Raw genomic sequence first — 20,974 nt, 5'->3', positions numbered from 1 at the left:
GGGAAGAGAAATTCACACGGCAGGCCCTAAGCTACCGCAGAAAGCCTGCTATGGCGTGAAGATCGTGGCTTGGCAAGCCTGCCCGAAGCGCGCCGAGCGCAAAAATATGCCGCTGGCGTTCATAGCCGCACATTGACCTTTGTCTCTGCCCGCGCAAGTTAGAGGAAGCATCCCCAAGGAGGTTCCCATGATCCTGTCCGTCCCCAATATGACCTGCAAGCATTGCAAGGCCTCGGTCGAGAACGCCATCGAAGAGGTTGGCGGCAAGGCAGAGGTCTTTCTGGAAGACAAGGAGGTCGAGGTCACCGGCCTGCCCCCTGAGACCGTTCTGGCCGCCCTCAAAGGCGCAGGCTATCCGGCGGAAGTGATCGAGTAACTTCACGATCCAGCGAGAGGGGCAACTCTGCTTTGAGGCGAGCTTCATAGTTTGTTAACCATCTTGCTAAAATAAAGATACGCGTGCAGCGTCCATAAGAACCGAGCAAACCATATCGAGGCAGAGCATGAAGACGATCATTCTGACCGCAGCGGCAGCGGTCACCCTAAGCCTGAGCCTAGGCACCACCGCGCAGGCTGGCGCGCTGGAAAACGCCTGTCAGCAAGGGGGGGCGCACCACCGATACGGGCCTGTGCCGTTGTATCCAGCAGGTCGCAGATATCACGCTCAGCAATCGCGACCAACGCCGCGCCGCCAAGTTCTTCACCGATCCCGATCAGGCACAGATCGTGCGCAGCTCGGATCGTCCCTCGGATGAGGATTTCTGGGCGCGCTACAAGAATTTCGTATCCGCCGCAGAAGGTTACTGCAGCAACTGATCCCGATGATCGGGCCGGGGTTTCCGGCCCTTTTTCATAACGCGGGCGCCCTCAGTCCGGGGCGCTCAGCTCGGCAAGAGTGCGGCGCACCCCTCTTTCGATCAGATCCAGAACACCGTCGAAGTCCCGCGTATAATAAGGATCGGGCACCTCGCCCCCCGCCAGATCATCCGGCAGGAACAGCCGGATCTCTGCTCCGCCAGAAACCGGTGCCAGCCTTTGCGCATCCGCCAGATTTTGCCGGTCCATCGCCAGAATCAGATCGAATCGCCCGAAATCATCCCGCGTCAGTTGCCGCGCCCGCAGATCCGACAGATCATAGCCGCGCGCCCTTGCCGCTTTCTGCATCGGACCATAGGGCGGCTTGCCGGCATGCCAGCTCCCCGTCCCTGCCGAATCGGTCACCACCTCCAGCCCCGCCTTGCGGGCCAGATCACGGAACACACCTTCGGCGGCGGGCGAACGGCAGATATTGCCTAGGCAGAGAAAAAGGATACGCATGGAGAAGAGCTTAAAGCAGGAGAGAGCCATGGCCAAGCCCGCGCGCGCGCCCCGCAAGATCGTTATTCTGACAGGGGCCGGTATCTCTGCCGAAAGCGGCATCCGCACCTTTCGCGCCGAGGACGGGCTGTGGGAGGAGCACCGCATAGAGGATGTCGCGACCCCCGAGGGCTTCGAGGCCGATCCCGATCTGGTGCTTGATTTCTACAACAAGCGCCGCGCCGTCTCGACGGGAGCGCAGCCCAACCCTGCCCATATCGCACTGGCCCAACTGGAGGCCGATCCGCGCTTCGAAGTGCTGATCGTCACCCAGAATGTCGATGACCTGCACGAACGTGGCGGCGCGCGGAACGTAATCCATATGCATGGCAGCCTCTATGGCGCGATCTGTCATGCCTGCAAGTCACGCTGGCCAGCCCCTGAGATCATGCGCGCTTCCGATCCCTGCCCCGAATGCGGCCAGATGGCAACGCGCCCCGATATCGTCTGGTTCGGCGAGATCCCCTACCGGATGGACGAGATCTGGACCGCGCTGCGCGCCGCCGATCTGTTCGTGTCGATCGGCACGTCGGGCAATGTCTATCCGGCGGCGGGCTTCGTGCAGGACGCCGCGCGTGCGGGCGTGGCCACACTGGAACTCAATCTCGACCCCTCCACCGGCACCTCCAGATTCGACGAATGCCGCCACGGACCAGCCGCGACGCTTGTGCCGGAGTGGGTAAAAGAGCAGCTGACCCAAGCATAGCGTGTAAAAACCTGCATATCGCTGCGCTATTGCCAGATGAATCGCTTGACCTGCGCTGCGTTTACTCGTATCTCCCGCGGACAGAATTCTGGGCGCTGCGCTTGCGGCGCCTTCATATGTTGCGAAAACGGGCGATCTTCGCCCATGTGGAAACAAAGGATGATGCCATGTCGCGCGTTTGCGAACTAACCGGCAAAGGCCCGATGACGGGCAACACTGTAAGCCACGCGAACAACAAGTCGCGTCGCCGCTTCCTGCCGAACCTCAATGATGTAAGCCTGATCTCCGAGACCCTCGGCCAGAGCTTCAAACTGCGCGTTTCGGCGCATGGCCTGCGTTCGGTCGATCACCGCGGTGGTCTGGACGCATTCCTTGCCAAGGCAAAAGACGCGGACCTCTCGGTCAACGCTCTGAAAATCAAAAAGGCCATCGTGAAGGCACAGGCAGCAGCCTGATCCCCGCGATCCTGACAGATTTCGAACCCCGTGCCTCCGGCGCGGGGTTTTTTCTTTACGGCGCTTCCTGATCGAAATCATTTGGTCCGGCCCGCGCGGCAGGCTATGACGCCGGATATGAAGACGCTCCGGCTTTTGCCCTTTGTGACGATACTTCTGGTGACAGTCTTCGCGCTCACCAGTCTCGAATTCGCCTCCGCGCGCGGTCAGACCCGCGCGGCCGGACAGATCGTGCTCTGTAGCGGTCAGGGGCTGGTCACGGTGACGGTCGATGCCGGTGGCACACCGATTCGTCATGTGAAGATCTGTCCCGATATGGCGCTGGGTCTGCTGGCCTCGCTCGGCGTCAACCCGCCTGTGCTGCACCGCCCGGACGGCATGCACCGGCTCGATGCCACGTCCCCCCTCCCTGTCGAGGGCGGCCATGCCATCATTCTCCCGAAGGCCCGCGATCCTCCTGAGACTGCTGCATAACCCTTTGAAATGCGATCTTTACAGGAGACATATAATGATCCGCTCGACCCTTCTGGCCACCACGACCCTCATTCTCGGCCTGCCCGCCTTTGCCGATGGCATCACCGTTCATGATGCCTATATGCGCATCTCTTCTCCCGTCGCCAAATCCGGCGCGGCCTTCATGACGATCGAGAACACTTCCGGTGAGGCCGACCGTCTTGTCGGTGTCAGCTCCACCATCGCAGAGCGCACCGAGTTGCATACCCATCAGGCCGATGCCAACGGCATGATGGAAATGCTGCACGTCCCCGAGGGCTTTGCGATCCCTGCTCATGGCGCGCATGCACTGGCGCGTGGGAGCGATCATGTGATGTTCATGGGCTTGACCGAACCGCTGGAAGAGGGCGAGCATATCCAGCTTACGCTCGATTTCGAACACGCCGCCCCCGTGACCGTCGATCTGCAGGTGACGATGGGCGAAGGCCCGACCGGTCAGAGCCACGGCAGCATGAGCCACAACTGACCTAGCGCAGGATCTCGAGCATTGCGGCGGCGGCCACCGCCGGCGCAGTGCCCCCTGCCGCCACTTCGTCCCCCAGAGCGGCCATCCGCTCGCGGATCACCGGATCATTGCGCAATCGCGCCAGAAGCCCCTCGCGCACCTCTGCCTCGAACCAGTGACGCGCCTGCTCGGCACGGCGGGCGGCAAAATGCCCCTCGGCCTCGCGCCAACCGGCCAAGGCGCGGATCTCGTCCCATGCGGTCTCGAGCCCCACCTCCTCCAACGCCGACACCGCCATCGCCTTGGGGAACCCCTCCGGGTCCTGCGGACGTTTGCGCAACAGCCTGAGCGCACCTGCATAATCGGCCACCGTACGCAGCGCCGTCATCTTCAGGTCGCCATCAGCCTTGTTGACCAGAAGGATATCGGCCATTTCCATGATGCCCCGCTTCACCCCCTGCAGCTCGTCCCCTCCCGCAGGCGCCATCAGAAGAACGAACAGATCGACCATATCGGCCACCAGTGTCTCGGACTGGCCGACGCCCACCGTTTCGATCAGGATCAGATCGAACCCCGCTGCCTCGCAAAGCAGGATCGCCTCGCGGGTGCGCCGCGCGACCCCGCCCAGATGCGCCTGCGACGGCGAGGGCCGGATAAACGCCTTGGGGTCACGCGACAGCAAATCCATCCGCGTTTTGTCGCCAAGGATCGAGCCGCCCGAGCGCGCCGAGGACGGATCGACGGCCAGCACGGCAACTTTCTTGCCCTGCCCCGTCAGCATCAGCCCGAAGCTCTCGATAAAGGTCGATTTTCCCACACCCGGCGTGCCCGACAATCCGACCCGCAGGGCATGCCCCCCGCCCGCCAGCAGATCCAGTAAGCGCAAGGCTTCGGCACGGTGATCGGGACGCTGCGATTCAATCAGCGTGATACCCCGCGCCAGAGCCCGTCTTTCTCCGGCCAGAATGCCGCGCGCCAGATCATCGGCAGTATTGCGCATGGTTCTCCCCCTATCGGCCAATCCTTGCAACCTAGCGTAAAAGAGTGAGTATCTGTGAAACGCTTCCTATTTCTTGCCTCGGCCAAAAGGTATATGTCCAGCCCATAGCCTGAAGAGCTTCAGGTTTCGTCACGACGAAAGGACCGTCATGAGAGCAGGGGTTATGCACAAGATCGTTCTGGCCGGTGCGCTGGCATTGGGGCAGATCGCCACCGGATATGCCGCGCGTGCGGATCAGAGCGACCAGATCACCTTTGATGTCGAGCTGAAGGGTATCAAGGCGGGCGAATTGCTGATTAATGGCAAAATCGAGGGCAATGGCTATGGCGCCAACGGGACGCTGCAGACCACAGGGCTCTTGGGCTTCATCCGCAAGGTGCGTTTTGATGCGACCGCGAACGGCTACATCACCGGCCAGCGTTTCACCCCTACCCGCTATGTCGAGCAAGCCGATACGCCGGACCGGGACCGTGTCTCGACGATGGTCTATAACCGCGGCACGCCGATCTCGGTCAGTCAGGAACCGCCACGCAAGCCGCGCAGCACCGATCTGGACCCGACGCAGCAGCATGGCACGGTCGATCCGCTAACCGCACTCTATTCGGTCCTGCGCTCGGTTCCCGCAGACGAGGCCTGCAACCGCTCCGAGCAGATCTTCGACGGCTCCCGCCGCTCGCAGGTCAAACTGAACGCGCCGCAGAAACAGGGGAATAACGTGATCTGCACCGGCGAATACCGCCGCCTGTCGGGCTTCTCCAAATCGGATATGTCCAAGAAATCGGTCTTCCCTTTCACCCTGACCTATAGTCCCACCGCCAAGGGCCGTCTGGAGGTCAGCCAGATTGCCACCGATACGATCTATGGCGAAGGCCGCCTGATACGGCGCTGAGTTTTGACGACCCTTCCTATCGATACCGTCCTGCCCGAGTTATGCGCCGCGATCGCCCGCGATGGCCGCGCCGTCCTGATGGCGCCGCCCGGCGCGGGCAAGACCACCCGCGTGCCTCTGGCCCTGATGGACCAGATCCGCGGTCGTATCCTGATGCTGGAGCCGCGCCGTCTGGCCGCCCGTGCCGCCGCCGAGCGCATGGCCGACACATTGGGCGAGCCGGTGGGCCAGACCGTGGGCTACCGCATCCGTGGCGAGGCGAAAGTCTCGAAAGCAACCCGTATCGAAGTGGTCACCGAGGGCATCCTGACCCGCATGATCCAGTCCGACCCCGAGCTCTCGGGCGTGGGCTGCGTGATCTTCGACGAATTCCACGAGCGCTCGCTCAATGCCGATCTGGGGCTGGCCTTGGTCTGGGAGGTGCGTGGCGCGCTGCGCGACGATCTCGCCATTGTGGTGATGTCCGCCACGCTTGACGCGGGGCCGGTAGCGGCGATGCTCGATGATGCGCCGGTGGTGGTGTCGGAAGGCCGCGCGTTTCCGGTGGAGACCCGCTGGCTCGACCGTCCCGTGGACCGCACGATGCGGTTTGAACCCGCACTTGCGGGCCTGATCGAGCAGGCCGCCACCGAGACCACGGGCAGCATTCTCGCCTTCCTTCCGGGCGAGGGCGAGATCCGCCGCGTCGAGGCGCTGCTGGCCGGCCGCCTGCCCGCCGATATGACCATCCGTCCGCTCTTTGGCGCGATGGAATTTGCCGCCCAACGCGCGGCCATCGAGCCTGCCAGAACGGGCCGCAAACTGGTTCTGGCAACCTCGATTGCCGAGACCTCGCTGACCATCCAGGATGTGCGTGTGGTGATCGATGGCGGTCGCGCGCGCCGGATGCGCTTTGACGCGGGATCGGGCATGGCGCGTCTGGTGACCGAGCCTGTCAGTCGCGCCGAAGCCGAGCAGCGTCGCGGACGCGCGGGCCGTGTGGCCGAGGGCATCTGTTACCGGCTCTGGACCAAAGGCGCCGAGGGCGCGCTGCCCGCCTTCCCGCCTGCCGAAATCGAGGTGGCCGATCTGTCGGGTCTCGCACTGGAGCTGGCGCAATGGGGCAGCGACGGATCGGATCTGGCTTTTCTCACGCCGCCCCCCGCGCCCGCATTGGCCGAGGCGCGCGCCCTGCTGGAAAATCTGGGCGCGCTCGATGGCACCAGCCTGACGCCGCATGGTCAGGCGCTCGCCCGCCTGCCACTCCATCCCCGCCTCGGGCATATGCTGCTGAAGGCCGGAAAAAGCGCCGCCGATCTGGCCGCCCTGCTGGCCGAGCGCGACCCTCTGCGCGGGGCCCCCGCCGAGCTGACGCTACGCCTGAAAGCGGTCCAGAAACCGCGTGACTTTGCCGCCGATCATCCGTGGCAGCCCCATCGTGGCACGGTGGACCGCATCCGGCAGGAAACCCGCCGACTGGCGAAGATGGTCGATCATACTACCCCGCTCGAGCCCGCCGAAATGGCCGCACTTGCCTATCCCGACCGTGTGGGCCTGCGCCGCGCGGGCGACCAGCCCCGCTATGTGCTCTCGGGTGGCAAGGGCGTACAGATCGCCGATACGGACCCGCTGGCCACCGCCCGCCTGATCGTGGCTACTGATACCAATGGTGACCCGCGCGAGGCCATGCTGCGCCAGGGCACCCAGATCTCCGAAGCCCAGATCCGCGGGCTGTTCAGCGCGCAGATCGATTGGGTGGATGTCTGCGAGTGGTCGCGCCGCGAGGGCCGCGTGGTGGCGCGCAAGCAGGAGCGTTTCGGCGCGCTGGTGCTCGATGACCGGATCTGGAAGGACGCCCCGCGCGAAGCGCTGGCCCGCGGGGCGCTGGACGGCATCCGCCAGATCGGGCTGCCATTTTCCGATGCCGCGCGACGCTTCCGCGCCCGTGTGCAGCTTCTGCACGAGGAAGGCGCGGATCTGCCCGCCTTCGATGACGATGCGCTGATGGCGCGCGCCGGGGACTGGCTTCTGCCCTATCTGGGTGGCAAGCGCACCGAAGCCGACCTCCGCCGGATGGATATCACCGACGCGCTGCGCGCAAGCCTCGACTGGGAGCAGATACAGCTGGTGGACCGCTTGGCCCCTGCGCATTTCGAAACGCCTTTGGGGCGGCGCGTGCCCATCGATTATAGCGGAGAGCACCCCGCTATCGAGATCCGCTTGCAGGAGATGTTCGGTGTGACGGCCCATCCCAGCATCGGTCCCAAACGCCTGCCGTTACGCGTGACGCTCCTCTCGCCCGGCCATAAGGCCATTCAGGTAACGATGGATATTCCGGGCTTCTGGGACGGCTCCTATGCCGATGTGCGCAAGGATATGCGCGGGCGCTACCCCAAACATCCGTGGCCCGAAAACCCGCGCGAGGCCGACCCAACATTGCGCGCCAAACCCCGTTCCCAGTAGACATCCCCCCAATGGAAAAGGCGGCCCCGCGAGGCCGCCTTTTTTTGTTACTTCTTGCCGGGCTTGCCATATTTGGCTTTCGGTTTGCCCTTATCCTTGGGATTCGGCTTGTCCTTGAAAGACTTGCCTGCGGCGGGTTTACCGAATTTCGCAGGTTTTCCCTCGCCGAACTCGTCGCGGCTCTTGAAAGATTTGCGCGGCGCACCATCGTCCGAATCCCCTTTGCGATGCGGCTTCTTGAACTCGCGGTCTCCACGGTCGCCAAAATCGCGACCCTCGGAATGACGGCGCGCGCCACCGGGTTTCTTGTCCCATTTGGCGGGACGCGGGTTCGGACGGTCGAGCCCCTCAGGCGCTTTGTCCAGCACATCCACACCGCACTTATCCTCGAGCGAGCGCTCGGGGCCCACCGATTGCAGGAAACGGTCGGCGGCATCGGCATGGATCTGCACGAACGTATGGTCGTTCATGATGCGGATCGCACCGATGTCACGGCGGGTCAGATCACCCGCGCGGCAGAGCATCGGCAGCAGCCATTTCGGATCGGTGCCGCTGTCACGGCCCATCGACAGACGCATCCATGTCGAGCGCTCAAACTCGACCTTTGCACGCGGCTTCGGCCCGTCCACGCTGATCGGCGTGATATCCTCGGGCGCCGAACGACCGGCACGGAAGGCGCGCACAACGGCGGCGGCCAGCTGAACCTTGTCGAAACGCGCGGCCAGCGCCTGAACGGCGTCATTCTCGTCCGCTTCGATCAGGTCGGTAAGGCTGGGCATTTCCATCATGCGGGCGCTGTCACGCTCCTGCACTTCCTCGGCCGAAGGCGCGGGCGCCCAATCGGCGGTGAGGTTGGCGAATTTCAGGAGGCGCTCTGCCTTGGCCTTGATATTGATCGGCACGACCAGCGCAGACACGCCTTTCGACCCCGCACGACCGGTCCGGCCCGAACGGTGCAGCAGCGCTTCCTTGTTCTGCGGCAGGTCGGCATGGATCACCAGCTCGAGGCCCGGAAGGTCGATACCGCGTGCGGCCACGTCCGTGGCGATACAGACGCGGGCACGGCCATCGCGCATCATCTGCAGCGCGCGCGAACGCTCTTCCTGGCTCAGTTCGCCCGAGAGCGCCACAACGGCAAAGCCACGGTTCAGCAGCTTCGTGGTCAGATGGGTCACCATCGCGCGGGTGCCGCAGAAGACGATGGCGTTATGCGCCTCGTAGAAGCGCAGCAGGTTGACGATGGCATTCTCGCGGTCCGAGCGGTCCACCACCAGCGCGCGATATTCGATATCGCTGTGCTGGGCCTTGCGGTCGATGGTCGAGATGCGCTGCGCATCTTTCTGGAAGGTGCCGGCCAGACGTTCGATCTCGGGCGAGACGGTCGCCGAGAACATCAGCGTGCGGCGTTCTTCGGGCGCCTCGTTGAGGATGAATTCCAGATCCTCGCGGAAGCCCAGATCCAGCATCTCGTCGGCCTCGTCCAGAACCGCGACCTGCAGTTCCGACAGATCCAGCGCGTTACGGCGGATATGATCGCAGATCCGGCCCGGCGTCCCCACGACAATATGCGCCCCGCGTTCCAGCTGACGGCGCTCATTGCGCGGATCCATGCCCCCAACAGCACCCGCGATGATCATACCGGCTTCGGCATAGAGCCATTCCAGCTCGCGCTTCACCTGCAACGCCAACTCGCGCGTCGGCGCGATGACGATGGCGCGCGGCACATCGGCGCGGGTGGGCAGACCCTCGGCCAGAAGCTGGGCCGACATCGCAAGCCCGAAGGCCACGGTCTTGCCCGAGCCGGTCTGCGCCGACACAAGAAGGTCCTTATCCGCCAGAGCAGGGTCACCCACCGCATGCTGCACGGAGGTGAGGGTTTCGTAGCCCTTCTTTTCCAGCGCGGACTGCAGCGCGGGGTGAATGGCGATATCAATGCTCATGGCGGGGGACTTTCGGGTCTGGAATGGAACGGGCGCACTCAACTGCGGCGCAAGGGGCGGCTCATACGCCCTTTGCGGCCTTCTGTATAGGGGTAATCTGCGCCCTTGGTTATGCGCTCACACCCATTTCGCGATCGGCGGAAGGCTCATCAACACCGCATCGGGGTTGTGGCCGGTTTCCAGACCGAACTTCGTGCCCCTATCGTAGACCAGATTATATTCGGCATAAAGCCCGCGATGGACAAATTGCGTCTCGCGGTCGGCATCGGTCCAAGGCTGGTTACGGCGCTTCTCGGTGACTGGAAGGAATGCCTTCAGGAAGGCACGACCCACATCCTGGGTAAAGGCGAAGTCCTCCTCCCAGTTGCCGGTGTTCAGATCGTCATAGAAGATGCCGCCCACCCCGCGCGCACGGTTGCGGTGCGGGATATAGAAATACTCGTCCGCCCATGCCTTGAAACGCGGATAGTAGCTTTCGTCATGCGCATCGCAGGCCGCTTGCAGCGCCGCGTGGAACTCGGCGGTGTCGTCTTCATATTCGATACAAGGGTTGAGGTCCGCCCCACCGCCAAACCACCATGCGCCCGGCGTCCAGAACATCCGCGTGTTCATATGGACCGCGGGGGTCTGCGGGTTCTGCATATGCGCCACAAGGCTGATCCCCGAGGCCCAGAAGCGCGGGTCCTGATCCATCCCCGGCACGCCGCGCGCGGCCATCGCCTTTTGCGCGCGCTCGCCTAGAGTGCCCCAGACGGTGGAGATATTTACCCCGACCTTCTCGAACACACGCCCCCCGCGCATGACGCTCATTTTGCCGCCGCCATGATCCTCGCCCTCGGGGCCGGTGCGCACCGTGGGTGTGACCTCGAACCGGCCTGCGGGAATTTCGGCATGGGGACCCGTGACCTGACTGTCCTCAAGCCCCTCGAAGGCCGCAACAATCTGGTCGCGCAAATCGGAAAACCACTGGCTGGCGCGGGATTTCTCATCCGCGAATAGGGGCTGGTCGGTCATGGGCACTCCTTTTCTTGGGCGCAGTCTTAGCGGGCCGCGCTGGCGGGGGCAAATGCCTCTTTCGCATGAGCCCTCTAGCCGTGCGGCCCGCTAGAAGCTAATCTGATCGCCAAAGGAGCCAAGCAATGATCCGCATCTTCTCTCCCGCCATTCTGGGCCTCGGCGCATTGGCGTTTCTGGCCGCCTGCGGCACGCCGCAGGAACGCTGCATCGGCCGCTCCACCAAGGAGATTCGCGTGCTCAACGGGCTGCTCGAAGAGGTCAACAGCAACCTCGCGCGCGGCTACGCATGGGAAAGCTACGAGGTCGAACGCTCGCGCTACACGGTCTGCGGCTATGACGAGCATGTCACCAAGGACGGCAAGAAGATCCGCCGCCCCTATCATTGCTGGCAGGACTATACAGAGACGCTCCAGCGCCGCGTGCCGATCGATCCGGCCTCCGAGACCCGTAAACGTGACGGGCTGGTGGCCAAGATCAAATCGCTCGAGCCGCAGGCGCGCGCCAATATCGCCGCCTGCAAGGTGACCTATCCCGAAACCGAGAGTTGACCGGTCCCCGTCAGAAGACGGGAACCTGCACCGCATCCAGTAGCCCGCGCCCGCCATCGATGCGGATGATCTGGCCGGTGGTGAAGCTGGCCCCTGACGAGGCAAGGAACTGCACCGTTTCGGCCAGCTCGCTCGGCGCCGCGATCCGGCCCAAAGGCGTGCCCCCGATGATCTCCTCGCGCCATTCGGAGTTTTCCTTCAGCGCGTCCTGCAGCGAACGGCTCATGACAGAGGCGAAGCTGACCCCGTTCACGCGGATACGATGCGGCGCAAGCGCCACCGCCAGTCCGCGCACGGCCTGTTCCTGCGCGGCGCAGGCAATGGAATAGGCCAGCGTCTCGGGTTGCGAGCGGGTCGAGGCCAGCGTCGAGATATTGACGATGGAGCCGATCTCGCCCTCGGTCCGCCCGTCCTTCTCGGCCTGCGCGATCATGCGCTTGGCGGTCAGCTGCGAGATCCGCAGCGAGGATTTCATGTTCTGGCTCAGCATGTCGTCGAGCACGGTCTGGTCGGGGTCAAGCGGATCGCAGGGCGTGAAGCTGCGGTTCGTGTTCACCAGAATATCGATCCGGTCAAACGCATCGATCGTGGCCGACAGAAGGTTGGCGACATTCAGCTTCTGGCACAGATCGCCTGCAAAGATCCGCACCGGACCTTCCGAGGTATCGGTGTCGGCAAATTCATCCTTCAGACGGCTCTCGTCGATATCGGCGAACATCACATTGGCACCGCGGTCCACGAAATGGCGCGCGATGGCGAGCCCGATCCCGTGGGCGGCGCCCGTCACGATGGCAGTCTTGCCGGAAATGGAAAGCGACATGCAGTCTCCTGCGGAGTGGTTGAAGCAAAGACGCGGCCGGTTAGCGGCCGCGTTTCGTCTGTGTAGGGGCAGCCTTGGCGGCCTGCGACTTGCTCAGCGGCTTTTCGGCGAAGAACAGTTTGAACTGGGTATTGCCACCAATTTCCTCGACATGGTGGAACACCTGCCTGAGCGTGTCCTCATAGGGAAGATGGCGGTTGGCGACCATCCATAGCTTGCCTGAAAGCGACAGGATAGAGGCTGCTTTACGGATAAAGGCCTGACCGAGGTTCGGATCGCCCGCATGGCCCACATGGAAGGGCGGGTTCATGACGATCCCCGAATAGCGGGCGGCGGGCTCGAAGCCCGTGACATCTTCCCAATGGAAGCTTGCACGCGGATCGGTGATATTCTGCTTGGCGCAGTCAAGGGCTGCAAAATCTGCCTCGACCAGATCGAGCGTCTCGACCCCCTCGCGAGCGAGAATCTGCGCCGAGAGCCAGCCCCAGCCCGCCCCCAGATCGGCCATACGCGCCGGAAGGCGGCCGGGCAGCGCCTGCGCCAGCAGTGCCGAGCCTGCATCGACCTTATCGGCCGAAAACACGCCCGGTGTCGTAACGAAGCCCTCTGTCGGGGTCTGGGCCTGCACGACCCACTCGTCCAGCACATCGCGCCGCGCGGCAAAGCGGAACACCTTGCCATGCGCCTTGGCGATGGCGCTCGAGGGCGAAACCAGTGGTTTGAGGGATTTCAGAACCGAATCCACCCCGTCATTCTTGGCACCGTCCACGAGGATCATACCGCCCTCCTCGACCAGGGCGCAGAGACGGGCCAGCGCGTTGCGGGCCTCCTGCTTGGCGCGCGGCAGAAAGAGGACTGCCGCCGCATATCCCTTACTCTGAGGCGCGGGGCTGACGGTATAGCCACGGGCCGAAAGCCCCGCATGATCAGGGGCAAACCCCTGCACCAGCTCCAGCCTGTCCCTGGGCAGATCGGAAAGATCGGTATCGGCCAGAGCACCGAGCACGAGGATCGTGCCCGTCTCCGGCAGGGGCGCCTGTTCGAGCGCCAGCGAAAGTCGGGGATGTGTCATTGGGTTCGTCGCGGAAGGCCGCGCTCATTCCTTTTCCATCGTGCATTGCAGAGGGTGCTGGTGGCGGCGGGCGAAATCCATCACCTGCGCAACCTTGGTCTCGGCAATCTCGAAAGAGAACACCCCCACCACAGCCAGCCCCTTCTTGTGCACGGTCAACATGATCTCGAAGGCCTGCGCATGATTGAGCCCGAAGAAACGTTCGAGGATATGCACCACGAATTCCATCGGCGTATAGTCATCATTGAGCAGCATCACCTTATATAACGGAGGCTTACGGGTCTTGGGCCGCGTTTTCGTGGCCAGACCGGCATCGCCGTCATTGCCATTCTCGTCGTCGGCCATCATGCTGAACGGCTTGAAGTCGCCTGTCATCATCGCTTTTCCCGGGTTCCGAATATCTCAGGTCTTGTGGCGAATATAGGAAGACGGGAGCAGAAGAAAACCCTTTCTGCCCCGGCTCGCAATTCGAAATGTAATCTCTTACCCGACAATAGGAAGGAAACAGGGCCAATGACAATGCTGGGTTTCGATGCCGATGACACGCTATGGCATAACGAGCGGTTCTTCACGCTTACCCAGGCGCGATTTGCTGAATTGATGGGCGATTTTGCCGGACGGGATCATCTGGAGGACCGCCTTCTGGCCGCTGAGCGCCGAAATATCGGACGCTATGGCTTTGGGGTAAAAGGATTTACGCTCTCGATGATCGAAACCGCGATCGAGGTTTCGGAGGCACGGGTCAGCGCCACGGTGATCGCCGAGCTGTTGGAGGCGGGCCGCGAAATGCTAGCGCATCCGATCGAGCTGCTGCCGCATGTGGAAACCACGATCACCACCCTCGCCGCATCGTATAAGCTCGTGCTGATCACAAAAGGCGATCTGCTCGATCAGGAACGCAAGCTGGCACAATCCGGGCTTGGACCGTGTTTCCAGGCGGTCGAGGTGGTGTCGGAGAAAACGCCCGAGATCTATACCCGCATTTTTGACCGTCACGGCATGGGGGCCCGACAGGGCATCATGGTGGGCAACTCCATGAAATCGGACATCCTCCCGATGCTCGAGGCCGGTGGGCGCGCCATCCACATTCCCGATCGGGGGGTCACATGGGCGCTCGATCATGCCGAGACCCCCGCCTCCCATCCGCGCCTGTTAACACTCGAATCGATGGAAAATCTTGCCGAGGCTCTGCACAAATTCGCGCTCGAGTGAATCCCTTCGAGTAAAAAACACTCACTGCCCCGTGAACGAGGCTTGACTGCCGCAAGGGAATATAAGGTTAAGGATCAGTTAACAACACAACTTGAGGTATCGCAACCCATTGCAACCACCACATGATGTGGTGATGCAGGAAAAACGCAGTTAATGTGATTTGAACTTCCTAATTTTCACATTCAATCCTCCGTGCTATCTTTCCAATCATAAGTCCCGGTCAAAAAACAACGGGGCATCGAGGCAGATATAAGGATAAGAACCGTGACCACGCTTTCGCGCTGGATCCGAGCAGGGGTATGCGCGTTCTTCACATTGGTGCTTTTGCCGCTGGCCGTTCAAGCCGCGCCCTTTGCTGCCTATGTGATGGACATGCGCTCTGGTGAGGTCCTCTACGAGAAAAACGCCGACACGCGACTCTACCCCGCGTCGCTTACGAAAATGATGACGCTCTACATCACCTTTCAGGCCATTGAAGCCGGTGAGGTGAGCCTCGACAGCGAAATCACGGTGTCGAAGAATGCTGCCTCGCAACCGCCCTCGCGTCTGGGGCTGCGCGCCGGACAGAAGATCAAACTGCGCTATCTGATCCGCGCCGCCGCCGTGAAATCCGCAAACGATGCGGCTGCCGCGATCGGCGATGCGCTGGGTGGCAACGAGGAGAACTGGGCCGCGCGGATGACCGCCACTGCCAAGACCCTCGGCATGAAAAACTCGACCTTCAAGAATGCCAACGGTCTGACCCGCGAGGGACACCTCTCCAGCGCCCATGACATGACCATTCTGGGCCGTCACCTATTTTATGATTTTCCGCAATATTACAATATCTTCTCGCGCCGCTCCGCTGATGCGGGCATGAAGACCGTCTACTCCACCAACCGCCGTTTCCTCGATGCCTATAAAGGCGCCGACGGGATCAAGACGGGCTATACTGTGGCATCCGGGTTCAACCTGACGGCTTCGGCACAGCGTGGCAATGACCGTATCATCGCGACCGTCTTCGGCGGCACCTCGACCGCCCAGCGGAACGCGAAGATGATGGAGCTCCTTGATCTGGGCTTCAAGCGCGTGAATGAGAACAGCCCGCTGCGCCGCCCCGATGCCCCCGAAATCATCGATCTCAACCGTCCGACCCGCGGTCTTCTCGTGGCGAACGGTCCGATGCAGAGCAGCCCGCGCCCGCTTGTCCGCCCCGGTGCGACCTCGCATGACGCGGATGCGATTGCCGCCGCCGTGGCCGTGGCAAATGCCGACCCCGCGCCCGAGACCAGCCCTGTCGATGCCGATGCGGTGGACGAGGCCGTGACCATGGCCTCTGCCGAGGCGCTTGATGCCAGCCCCCGTCCCGTTCTGGCGCCCAACCGAGCCGTGGCGCAAGCCGCACCGGTCGAGGCTCCTGTCGAGGATCTGGCGGGAGAGGAGGTTCAGGTTGCCGCAGCTGAAACCGGCGCCGAGGACGGCGCGCCCGACCAGGACGAGGAGCAATTCGCCGGCCAGATCGCGCAGGGCGATACCGATCCGGGCGGTCCGATCTTCCAGCAGACCAGCAAACCGCAACCCGAGACACTCGCTCTGATGGGGAAGGACAAGAAAGCCGATACCGTCATTCTGGCGGCCCTGAACCCGCCGCAGGCCGCAGCCTCCGAGACGCCGCGCGTCGTCGCCCGCGCCTCGACTTCGGGCGGGCGCAACTGGGGCGTGACCATCGGGCTGAAAACATCCGAATTCCACGCCCAGCAGGACATGCTGAAGATCGCGCTGATGGAAAGCGATACGCTGGGCGACGCCCTGCGCAAGGTGGTCAAGCGCAAGCTTGGCTACGAGGCGACCTTTGTGGGCATGAGCCAGCAACAGGCCAGCCTCGCCTGCGCCAGACTGGCCGCGCGCAGCATGGAATGCGGGGTCGTGGGGCCCTGAGCCCCCTCCCCTCTCTGCTTCAACTAAGCGGGCCGCCTCCTATTGGGAAGCGGCCCGTTTTTCTATGCGATGACAGGTCGGGGGGCGCTGACCGGAATCACCGTTTCGGATGGTCATCCCATGCGTTCGAAAGGATGCGCTCGGCATCGCCTTTGGGATCGTCGAACTGGCGGGACTTCAACGCCCAAAAGAATGCCAGAAGCCCAACGCCCCCCAGAACAAGCGAGATCGGGATCAGAAAACCGAGAATCGACATAAGGTAACCTTCCAGAGCCTATTTCATCCGTAAAGAATTAAGAGAGACGGTGATCGAACTGGCCGACATGGCAAGGGCCGCCGCCAGTGGCGTCGCCAGTCCGCAGAGCGCCAGCGGCACCGCGACCAGATTATAGCCGATCGAGATCACGAAATTCTGCTTGATCCGCGCCCGTGCATTGCGGGCCGTCACCACTGCCTGCGCAACCGGCGCAAGGCTCCGGCCCAGCAGCACGATGTCAGACGCCGTGCGCGCCGCATCGAGTGCCGAGGCCGGCGAGATCGAAACGTGGGCCTGCGCGAGCGCGATCGTATCGTTGAGCCCGTCGCCCACCATCAACGCTGGATGCCCCCCGGATGCCAGATCTGCCAGAATGCGGGCTTTGTCTTCGGGGCGGGCCGCGGCCTGCCAATCGGCTATCCCCAACCGTTCGGCCAAGGCCGCAACCGCAGGCACCGTATCCCCCGACAGAAGCCGGACCGAAAGCCCCAGATCCTGAAGGGCTGCAACCGCCTCGGCCGCACCCTCGCGCAGACGGTCCCGATAACGGACCCGGTGGACGCGCCCCTCGCCGAGGCAAAGCCACGTCCCCTCGCCCTCCGCCCCGACCCAATCGGCGCGGCCCAGCCGCACGATCCGGCCCCGATACCGCGCCTCGACCCCGCAGCCGGAAACCTCGCGCAGATCATCGAGCGCTGCAGGCATGGTCCCGCGCGCAGCCAGCGCCCCGGCCAGCGCCTGCGACAGCGGATGCGACGAGCCCGCAGCCAAGGCCAGCGCCACGCCGCCTGCCGTCTCGCCCAGCCCCTCCAGATCGGCAGGTTCGGGCAGGCCGGTGGTCAGCGTGCCAGTCTTGTCGAAGACCACCGTATCAACCTCGGCCAGCCGCTCGAGCGCGGAGCCGTCCTTCACCAGAAGCCCCTGCCGGAAGAGCCGCCCCGAGGCCGCCGTCACCACCGCAGGCACCGCCAGCCCCAGAGCGCAGGGGCAGGTGATGATCAGCACACTCGCCGCGATATTCAGCGCCAGACGCAGATCGCCCGAGGCCCAGAGCCAGCCGCCAAAGGCCGAAAGCGCCAGCAGATGCACGAGCGGCGTATAGGCGCGGGTCGCGCGTTCGGCGAGCGTGGTGTATTTCGTGCGCGCGCTTTCGGCTGCGGCCACCAGCTGCGCCATCCGGTGGAGCGAGCTGTCCCGCCCTACGGCTGTCAGGCGCACCGTCAGCGGCCCGGTCAGATTGACCTCTCCCGCCGAGAGCACAGCCCCCGGCCCCACGCTCACCGGCAAGCTCTCCCCCGTCAGAAGCGAGCGGTCCATGTCCGACCGCCCCTCGATGATCACCCCATCCGCCGCCAGCCGCCCGCCCGCGCGCAGATGCAGATGATCGCCCACGCGCAGATCGGCCACGGGCAATTCGACCTCGACCCCGTCACGCCACACAAAGGCGCGCGGCACCTCCAACGCGGCCAGCTCCTCGGCGGCAGAGCGCGCCACCGCCCGCGAGCGGTAATCGAGATATCGTCCGACCAGCAGGAAGAAGATCAGCATGACGGCGGCATCGTAATAGGCATGCCGCCCCGAATGGATCGTCTCGTAAAGCGACATGCCACTGGCCAGAAGGATCGCCAGCGAAATCGGCACATCCATGCCCAGACGCCGCCCCTTAAGCGCCCGATAGGCCGAGGCAAAGAAGGGCTGGCCCGCAAAGATCACGGTGGGAAAGGCAATCGCCGCCGAGATCCAGTGGAACATGTCGCGGGTCGCCTCTCCCGCCCCCGACCAGACGGCCACCGACAAAAGCATGATATTCATCATCGCGAATCCCGCGACGCCGATGCGCATCAGATAATCGCGGCCCTGGCGGTCGGCCTCGGTCGCCTGCAGCAGGTCGGGGTCCAGCTCATGTGCCTCGACGCCAATCGCCCCCAGCACGCCGACCAAGATGTCGGGCGTCACCCCCTCCGCCCGCACCGCGACCCGTTTGAGCGTCAGGTTCACCCGTGCATCCCGCACCCCCTCGACACCAAGAAGCGCCGCCTCGACATCGGTGATACAGGCCGCACAATGCACCTGTGGCAAAGACAGCATCAGATCGGGCGAAGCCATCCCCCGCCGCGCGATATCCTGCGCCGCGGGTGCGGCGATACAGGCCGGACAGGCCGAGAGACGGCTCTCGATATCGGGGGCGGACGTCATCGCCTAGCCCCGCACGAAGAGGTCGATCCGCTGCCGGAAGGGCGTGCCATCGGTGGCCACAGCCTCCAGATGCACGAGCCATGCTCCGGGCGCCAGGTCGAGATCGGTCACATAGGCCCCGTTCACACGCCGGAACACGGGCGTGACATCCTCGCGCGCCATCGTGGTGCGCCCGATAAGTGCCGAGAAATGCGCGATCTGCGCCGGCAGCCCGTCCATCCCCAGAATACGGAAACTCAGCTGGCCATCGGCATATCGAGGCTCCACCCGCCAACCAAGCGCCACCTGCGCCGTGCGCAGCCGATCGAATTCCTGACTGGCGACATAGGAGTTCGAGACCTCCAGGCCCGGAAAGCTATGGACCGCGTTATACGCCATGAAGATATTGACCCCGATAATCACCGAGAACGCCCCTATGGTGATGGAAAGCACATGCTTTCCGGTCAGTTCGCGTGTCATCATTGCTGTCCTGCTCCATTGAAGACCGTCTGTTCCGTCACCGAGCCAGCGCCATCGCGTTGGCTGACACGCAAGACCACATCGGAGCGCTTGGCCTGTGCCAGCGCCGTTCCGCGCGCGGCCTCGAGGTAGAGCCGCGCCGAGAGCGTGGCATCGGGGGCCACCTCGACCACCCCGCCTGCATGCCCCTCGACCGATGCCACCAGCCCCTCAACCGGCTGGCCATCCGGCCCCGCGACCGAGATCACACAGGCCGTGGGTGCATGGTCCTTGTTGCGCAAGCGCAGCGTGTAAATGTTACGGATCGTGCCATCGGGCTGGGTCACATAAAGCGGCGAGCGGCTGGGGGTCACGTTGAACTCGATGGGCGAGCGCATCAGAAGCGCCACGACAAGCCCTACACCGATCCCGCCCCAAAGCAGGAAATAGATGATCGTGCGCAGGCGGAAGATGTGGCGCCACGGGCTGACACGGGCCTCTCCACGCTTCTCGCGTTCTTCATCGCGCAGCGCCATATAGCCGATCAGCCCGCGCGGCTGGTCCGTTTTATCCATGATTTCGTTGCAGGCATCGATACAGAGCCCGCATGTGATGCACTCCATCTGCTGGCCATTGCGGATATCGATCCCCATCGGGCAGACCGCGACACAGGCATTGCAATCGATACAATCGCCCTGCGCCGCGTCGAGTTTCACGCCTTTCTTCAGCTTGCCACGTGGCTCGCCGCGCCAGTCGCGATAGCCGATGGTCAGCGTATCCTCATCCATCATCGCCGCCTGGATGCGCGGCCACGGGCAGGCATAGATACAGATCTGCTCGCGGGCAAACCCGCCAAAGAAGAAGGTCGTGGCGGTCAGGAAGGCCATCGTCAGATAGGCCACCAACGCCGCTTGGCCCGTGACCAGATCGCGCATCAGGGTGGGAGCGTCGGCGAAATAGAACACCCATGCGCCCCCCGTCCCCAGCGCGATCACCAGCCATAGCGCCCATTTGAGGGCGCGTTTGCGGATCTTCTCGGCGCCCCATGGCGCGCGCAACAGGCGGATCTGGGCGTTACGATCGCCCTCCACCCATCGCTCGACATGCATGAAAAGATCGGTCCAGACCGTCTGCGGACAGGCATAGCCGCACCAGACCCGCCCCATCGCGGCGGTAAACAGAAACAGCCCCAGCCCCGCCATGATCAGAAGCCCCGCCACGAAATAGAATTCATGCGGCCAGATCTCGATCATGAAGAAGAAAAACCGACGGTTCGCCAGATCCACCAGCACCGCCTGATCGGGCAGCGCCGGACCGCGGTCCCAACGGATCCACGGCAGGAGGTAATAGACCCCGAGCATCACCGCCATCAGCCCCCATTTCAGCTGCCGGAAACGGCCACGCACATGGCGCGGAAAAACGGGTTCGCGGCTGGTATAAAGGGGCGGCGGGGCAACAGGGTCTGGCATGCTCATGTTGCGGTCTCCTCGGATCGGTCTGCGCGTTGGTCCTCAATGCGCGTTTGCGGTCCGTGCTTCTTTGACATGCGTCAAAATCGCGATTTCGGATGCATTTTTCCCGATGCGATGGCGCCAGATAAAAAAGCGCCCCGGGCAAAGCTCCGGAGCGCGCGCGACAGGCCGTCGCGAAGGTCAGGGACAAAAAACACCGGCACCCTGCATATGAAACGCGCGAACGGGACAGGGTGCCGGTGAGCCCCGCAGCCGCGCCCTATCCGCGGCCACGGGGATC

General features: G+C 63.5%; 21 protein-coding genes. 10 read left to right on the top strand and 11 right to left on the bottom strand.

What is annotated here, in order from left to right; all coding sequences use genetic code 11:
* The first annotated feature begins 187 nt into the window (after window positions 1-187).
* Window positions 188-376, top strand: a complete 189-nt coding sequence (locus tag VSX56_RS03705; protein ID WP_339113522.1) for a heavy-metal-associated domain-containing protein — start codon at window positions 188-190, stop codon at window positions 374-376.
* A 491-nt stretch (window positions 377-867) separates the two neighbouring features.
* Here VSX56_RS03705 and VSX56_RS03695 read toward each other — a convergent pair whose 3' ends face one another.
* Window positions 868-1,317 (bottom strand): low molecular weight protein-tyrosine-phosphatase, encoded by a 450-nt coding sequence (locus tag VSX56_RS03695; protein ID WP_350934934.1) that lies wholly within the window; start codon window positions 1,315-1,317, stop codon window positions 868-870.
* Window positions 1,318-1,345: 28 nt separating this feature from the next.
* Between VSX56_RS03695 and VSX56_RS03690 the strand changes: the two genes are divergently transcribed.
* From VSX56_RS03690 to VSX56_RS03675, 4 genes are all read left to right on the top strand, one after another.
* A complete protein-coding gene (locus tag VSX56_RS03690) occupies window positions 1,346-2,062 on the top strand; it encodes an NAD-dependent deacylase (RefSeq protein WP_350934932.1) in 717 nt (238 codons plus the stop codon).
* A 167-nt stretch (window positions 2,063-2,229) separates the two neighbouring features.
* Window positions 2,230-2,517, top strand: a complete 288-nt coding sequence (rpmB, locus tag VSX56_RS03685; protein ID WP_339108997.1) for a 50S ribosomal protein L28 — start codon at window positions 2,230-2,232, stop codon at window positions 2,515-2,517.
* 105 nt (window positions 2,518-2,622) lie between these two features.
* Window positions 2,623-2,991 carry a hypothetical protein gene (locus tag VSX56_RS03680; RefSeq protein WP_350934929.1) on the top strand — a complete coding sequence of 123 codons (369 nt, stop codon included), beginning with the start codon at window positions 2,623-2,625 and terminating at the stop codon, window positions 2,989-2,991.
* Window positions 2,992-3,025: 34 nt separating this feature from the next.
* Window positions 3,026-3,496 (top strand): copper chaperone PCu(A)C, encoded by a 471-nt coding sequence (locus VSX56_RS03675; protein ID WP_350934927.1) that lies wholly within the window; start codon window positions 3,026-3,028, stop codon window positions 3,494-3,496.
* A 1-nt stretch (window position 3,497) separates the two neighbouring features.
* On the opposite strand, the gene meaB is transcribed toward VSX56_RS03675, so the two are convergent.
* Window positions 3,498-4,475 carry a methylmalonyl Co-A mutase-associated GTPase MeaB gene (meaB, locus tag VSX56_RS03670; protein ID WP_350934925.1) on the bottom strand — a complete coding sequence of 326 codons (978 nt, stop codon included), beginning with the start codon at window positions 4,473-4,475 and terminating at the stop codon, window positions 3,498-3,500.
* Window positions 4,476-4,638: 163 nt separating this feature from the next.
* Here meaB and VSX56_RS03665 point away from each other — a divergent pair, with 163 nt between their 5' ends.
* The gene (locus tag VSX56_RS03665) at window positions 4,639-5,364 is read left to right on the top strand and encodes a DUF3108 domain-containing protein (protein WP_339113529.1); all 726 of its coding nucleotides are present in this window, start codon (window positions 4,639-4,641) and stop codon (window positions 5,362-5,364) included.
* Window positions 5,365-5,367: 3 nt separating this feature from the next.
* A complete protein-coding gene (gene hrpB / locus VSX56_RS03660) occupies window positions 5,368-7,806 on the top strand; it encodes an ATP-dependent helicase HrpB (protein ID WP_350934923.1) in 2,439 nt (812 codons plus the stop codon).
* A gap of 47 nt (window positions 7,807-7,853) precedes the next feature.
* Here the strand turns inward: hrpB and VSX56_RS03655 are convergent, their stop codons facing one another.
* Window positions 7,854-9,746, bottom strand: a complete 1,893-nt coding sequence (locus VSX56_RS03655) for a DEAD/DEAH box helicase (protein WP_350934920.1) — start codon at window positions 9,744-9,746, stop codon at window positions 7,854-7,856.
* A 117-nt stretch (window positions 9,747-9,863) separates the two neighbouring features.
* Complete coding sequence (gene hemF, locus VSX56_RS03650) at window positions 9,864-10,760, bottom strand: oxygen-dependent coproporphyrinogen oxidase (protein ID WP_350934918.1); 897 nt, start codon at window positions 10,758-10,760, stop codon at window positions 9,864-9,866.
* Between the two features lie 125 nt (window positions 10,761-10,885).
* Here hemF and VSX56_RS03645 point away from each other — a divergent pair, with 125 nt between their 5' ends.
* On the top strand, window positions 10,886-11,311 hold the full coding sequence (locus VSX56_RS03645; RefSeq protein ID WP_339113533.1) for a hypothetical protein: 426 nt from the start codon (window positions 10,886-10,888) through the stop codon (window positions 11,309-11,311).
* A 10-nt stretch (window positions 11,312-11,321) separates the two neighbouring features.
* Here VSX56_RS03645 and VSX56_RS03640 read toward each other — a convergent pair whose 3' ends face one another.
* From VSX56_RS03640 to clpS, 3 genes are read right to left on the bottom strand one after another with little or no spacing between them, the layout of a single operon-like run.
* Complete coding sequence (locus VSX56_RS03640) at window positions 11,322-12,131, bottom strand: SDR family NAD(P)-dependent oxidoreductase (protein ID WP_339113534.1); 810 nt, start codon at window positions 12,129-12,131, stop codon at window positions 11,322-11,324.
* A gap of 40 nt (window positions 12,132-12,171) precedes the next feature.
* Window positions 12,172-13,203: a class I SAM-dependent methyltransferase gene (locus VSX56_RS03635; protein WP_350934915.1), complete on the bottom strand. Its 1,032-nt coding sequence runs from the start codon at window positions 13,201-13,203 to the stop codon at window positions 12,172-12,174.
* Window positions 13,204-13,227: 24 nt separating this feature from the next.
* Complete coding sequence (gene clpS / locus VSX56_RS03630; RefSeq protein ID WP_406871134.1) at window positions 13,228-13,578, bottom strand: ATP-dependent Clp protease adapter ClpS; 351 nt, start codon at window positions 13,576-13,578, stop codon at window positions 13,228-13,230.
* A 138-nt stretch (window positions 13,579-13,716) separates the two neighbouring features.
* On the opposite strand from clpS, the gene VSX56_RS03625 reads away from it, so the two are divergent.
* On the top strand, window positions 13,717-14,415 hold the full coding sequence (locus VSX56_RS03625; protein ID WP_350934913.1) for an HAD family hydrolase: 699 nt from the start codon (window positions 13,717-13,719) through the stop codon (window positions 14,413-14,415).
* A 366-nt stretch (window positions 14,416-14,781) separates the two neighbouring features.
* Entirely contained in the window at window positions 14,782-16,332 is a 1,551-nt protein-coding gene (locus VSX56_RS03620) for a D-alanyl-D-alanine carboxypeptidase family protein (RefSeq protein WP_339114436.1), read from the top strand.
* Between the two features lie 97 nt (window positions 16,333-16,429).
* Here the strand turns inward: VSX56_RS03620 and ccoS are convergent, their stop codons facing one another.
* From ccoS to ccoG, 4 genes are read right to left on the bottom strand one after another with little or no spacing between them, the layout of a single operon-like run.
* Window positions 16,430-16,588 carry a cbb3-type cytochrome oxidase assembly protein CcoS gene (gene ccoS, locus VSX56_RS03615; RefSeq protein ID WP_339113537.1) on the bottom strand — a complete coding sequence of 53 codons (159 nt, stop codon included), beginning with the start codon at window positions 16,586-16,588 and terminating at the stop codon, window positions 16,430-16,432.
* An 18-nt stretch (window positions 16,589-16,606) separates the two neighbouring features.
* Window positions 16,607-18,784: a heavy metal translocating P-type ATPase gene (locus tag VSX56_RS03610; RefSeq protein WP_350934911.1), complete on the bottom strand. Its 2,178-nt coding sequence runs from the start codon at window positions 18,782-18,784 to the stop codon at window positions 16,607-16,609.
* Window positions 18,785-18,787: 3 nt separating this feature from the next.
* Complete coding sequence (locus VSX56_RS03605; RefSeq protein ID WP_350934908.1) at window positions 18,788-19,246, bottom strand: FixH family protein; 459 nt, start codon at window positions 19,244-19,246, stop codon at window positions 18,788-18,790.
* Complete coding sequence (gene ccoG, locus VSX56_RS03600; protein ID WP_350934906.1) at window positions 19,243-20,697, bottom strand: cytochrome c oxidase accessory protein CcoG; 1,455 nt, start codon at window positions 20,695-20,697, stop codon at window positions 19,243-19,245. The genes VSX56_RS03605 and ccoG overlap by 4 nt, the downstream gene beginning before the upstream one ends.
* Window positions 20,698-20,974 lie beyond the last annotated feature (277 nt).

This window comes from Thioclava kandeliae (genome assembly GCF_040297545.1).
Lineage (GTDB): Bacteria > Pseudomonadota > Alphaproteobacteria > Rhodobacterales > Rhodobacteraceae > Thioclava > Thioclava kandeliae.
This window is presented reverse-complemented; position numbering and strand designations above follow the sequence as displayed.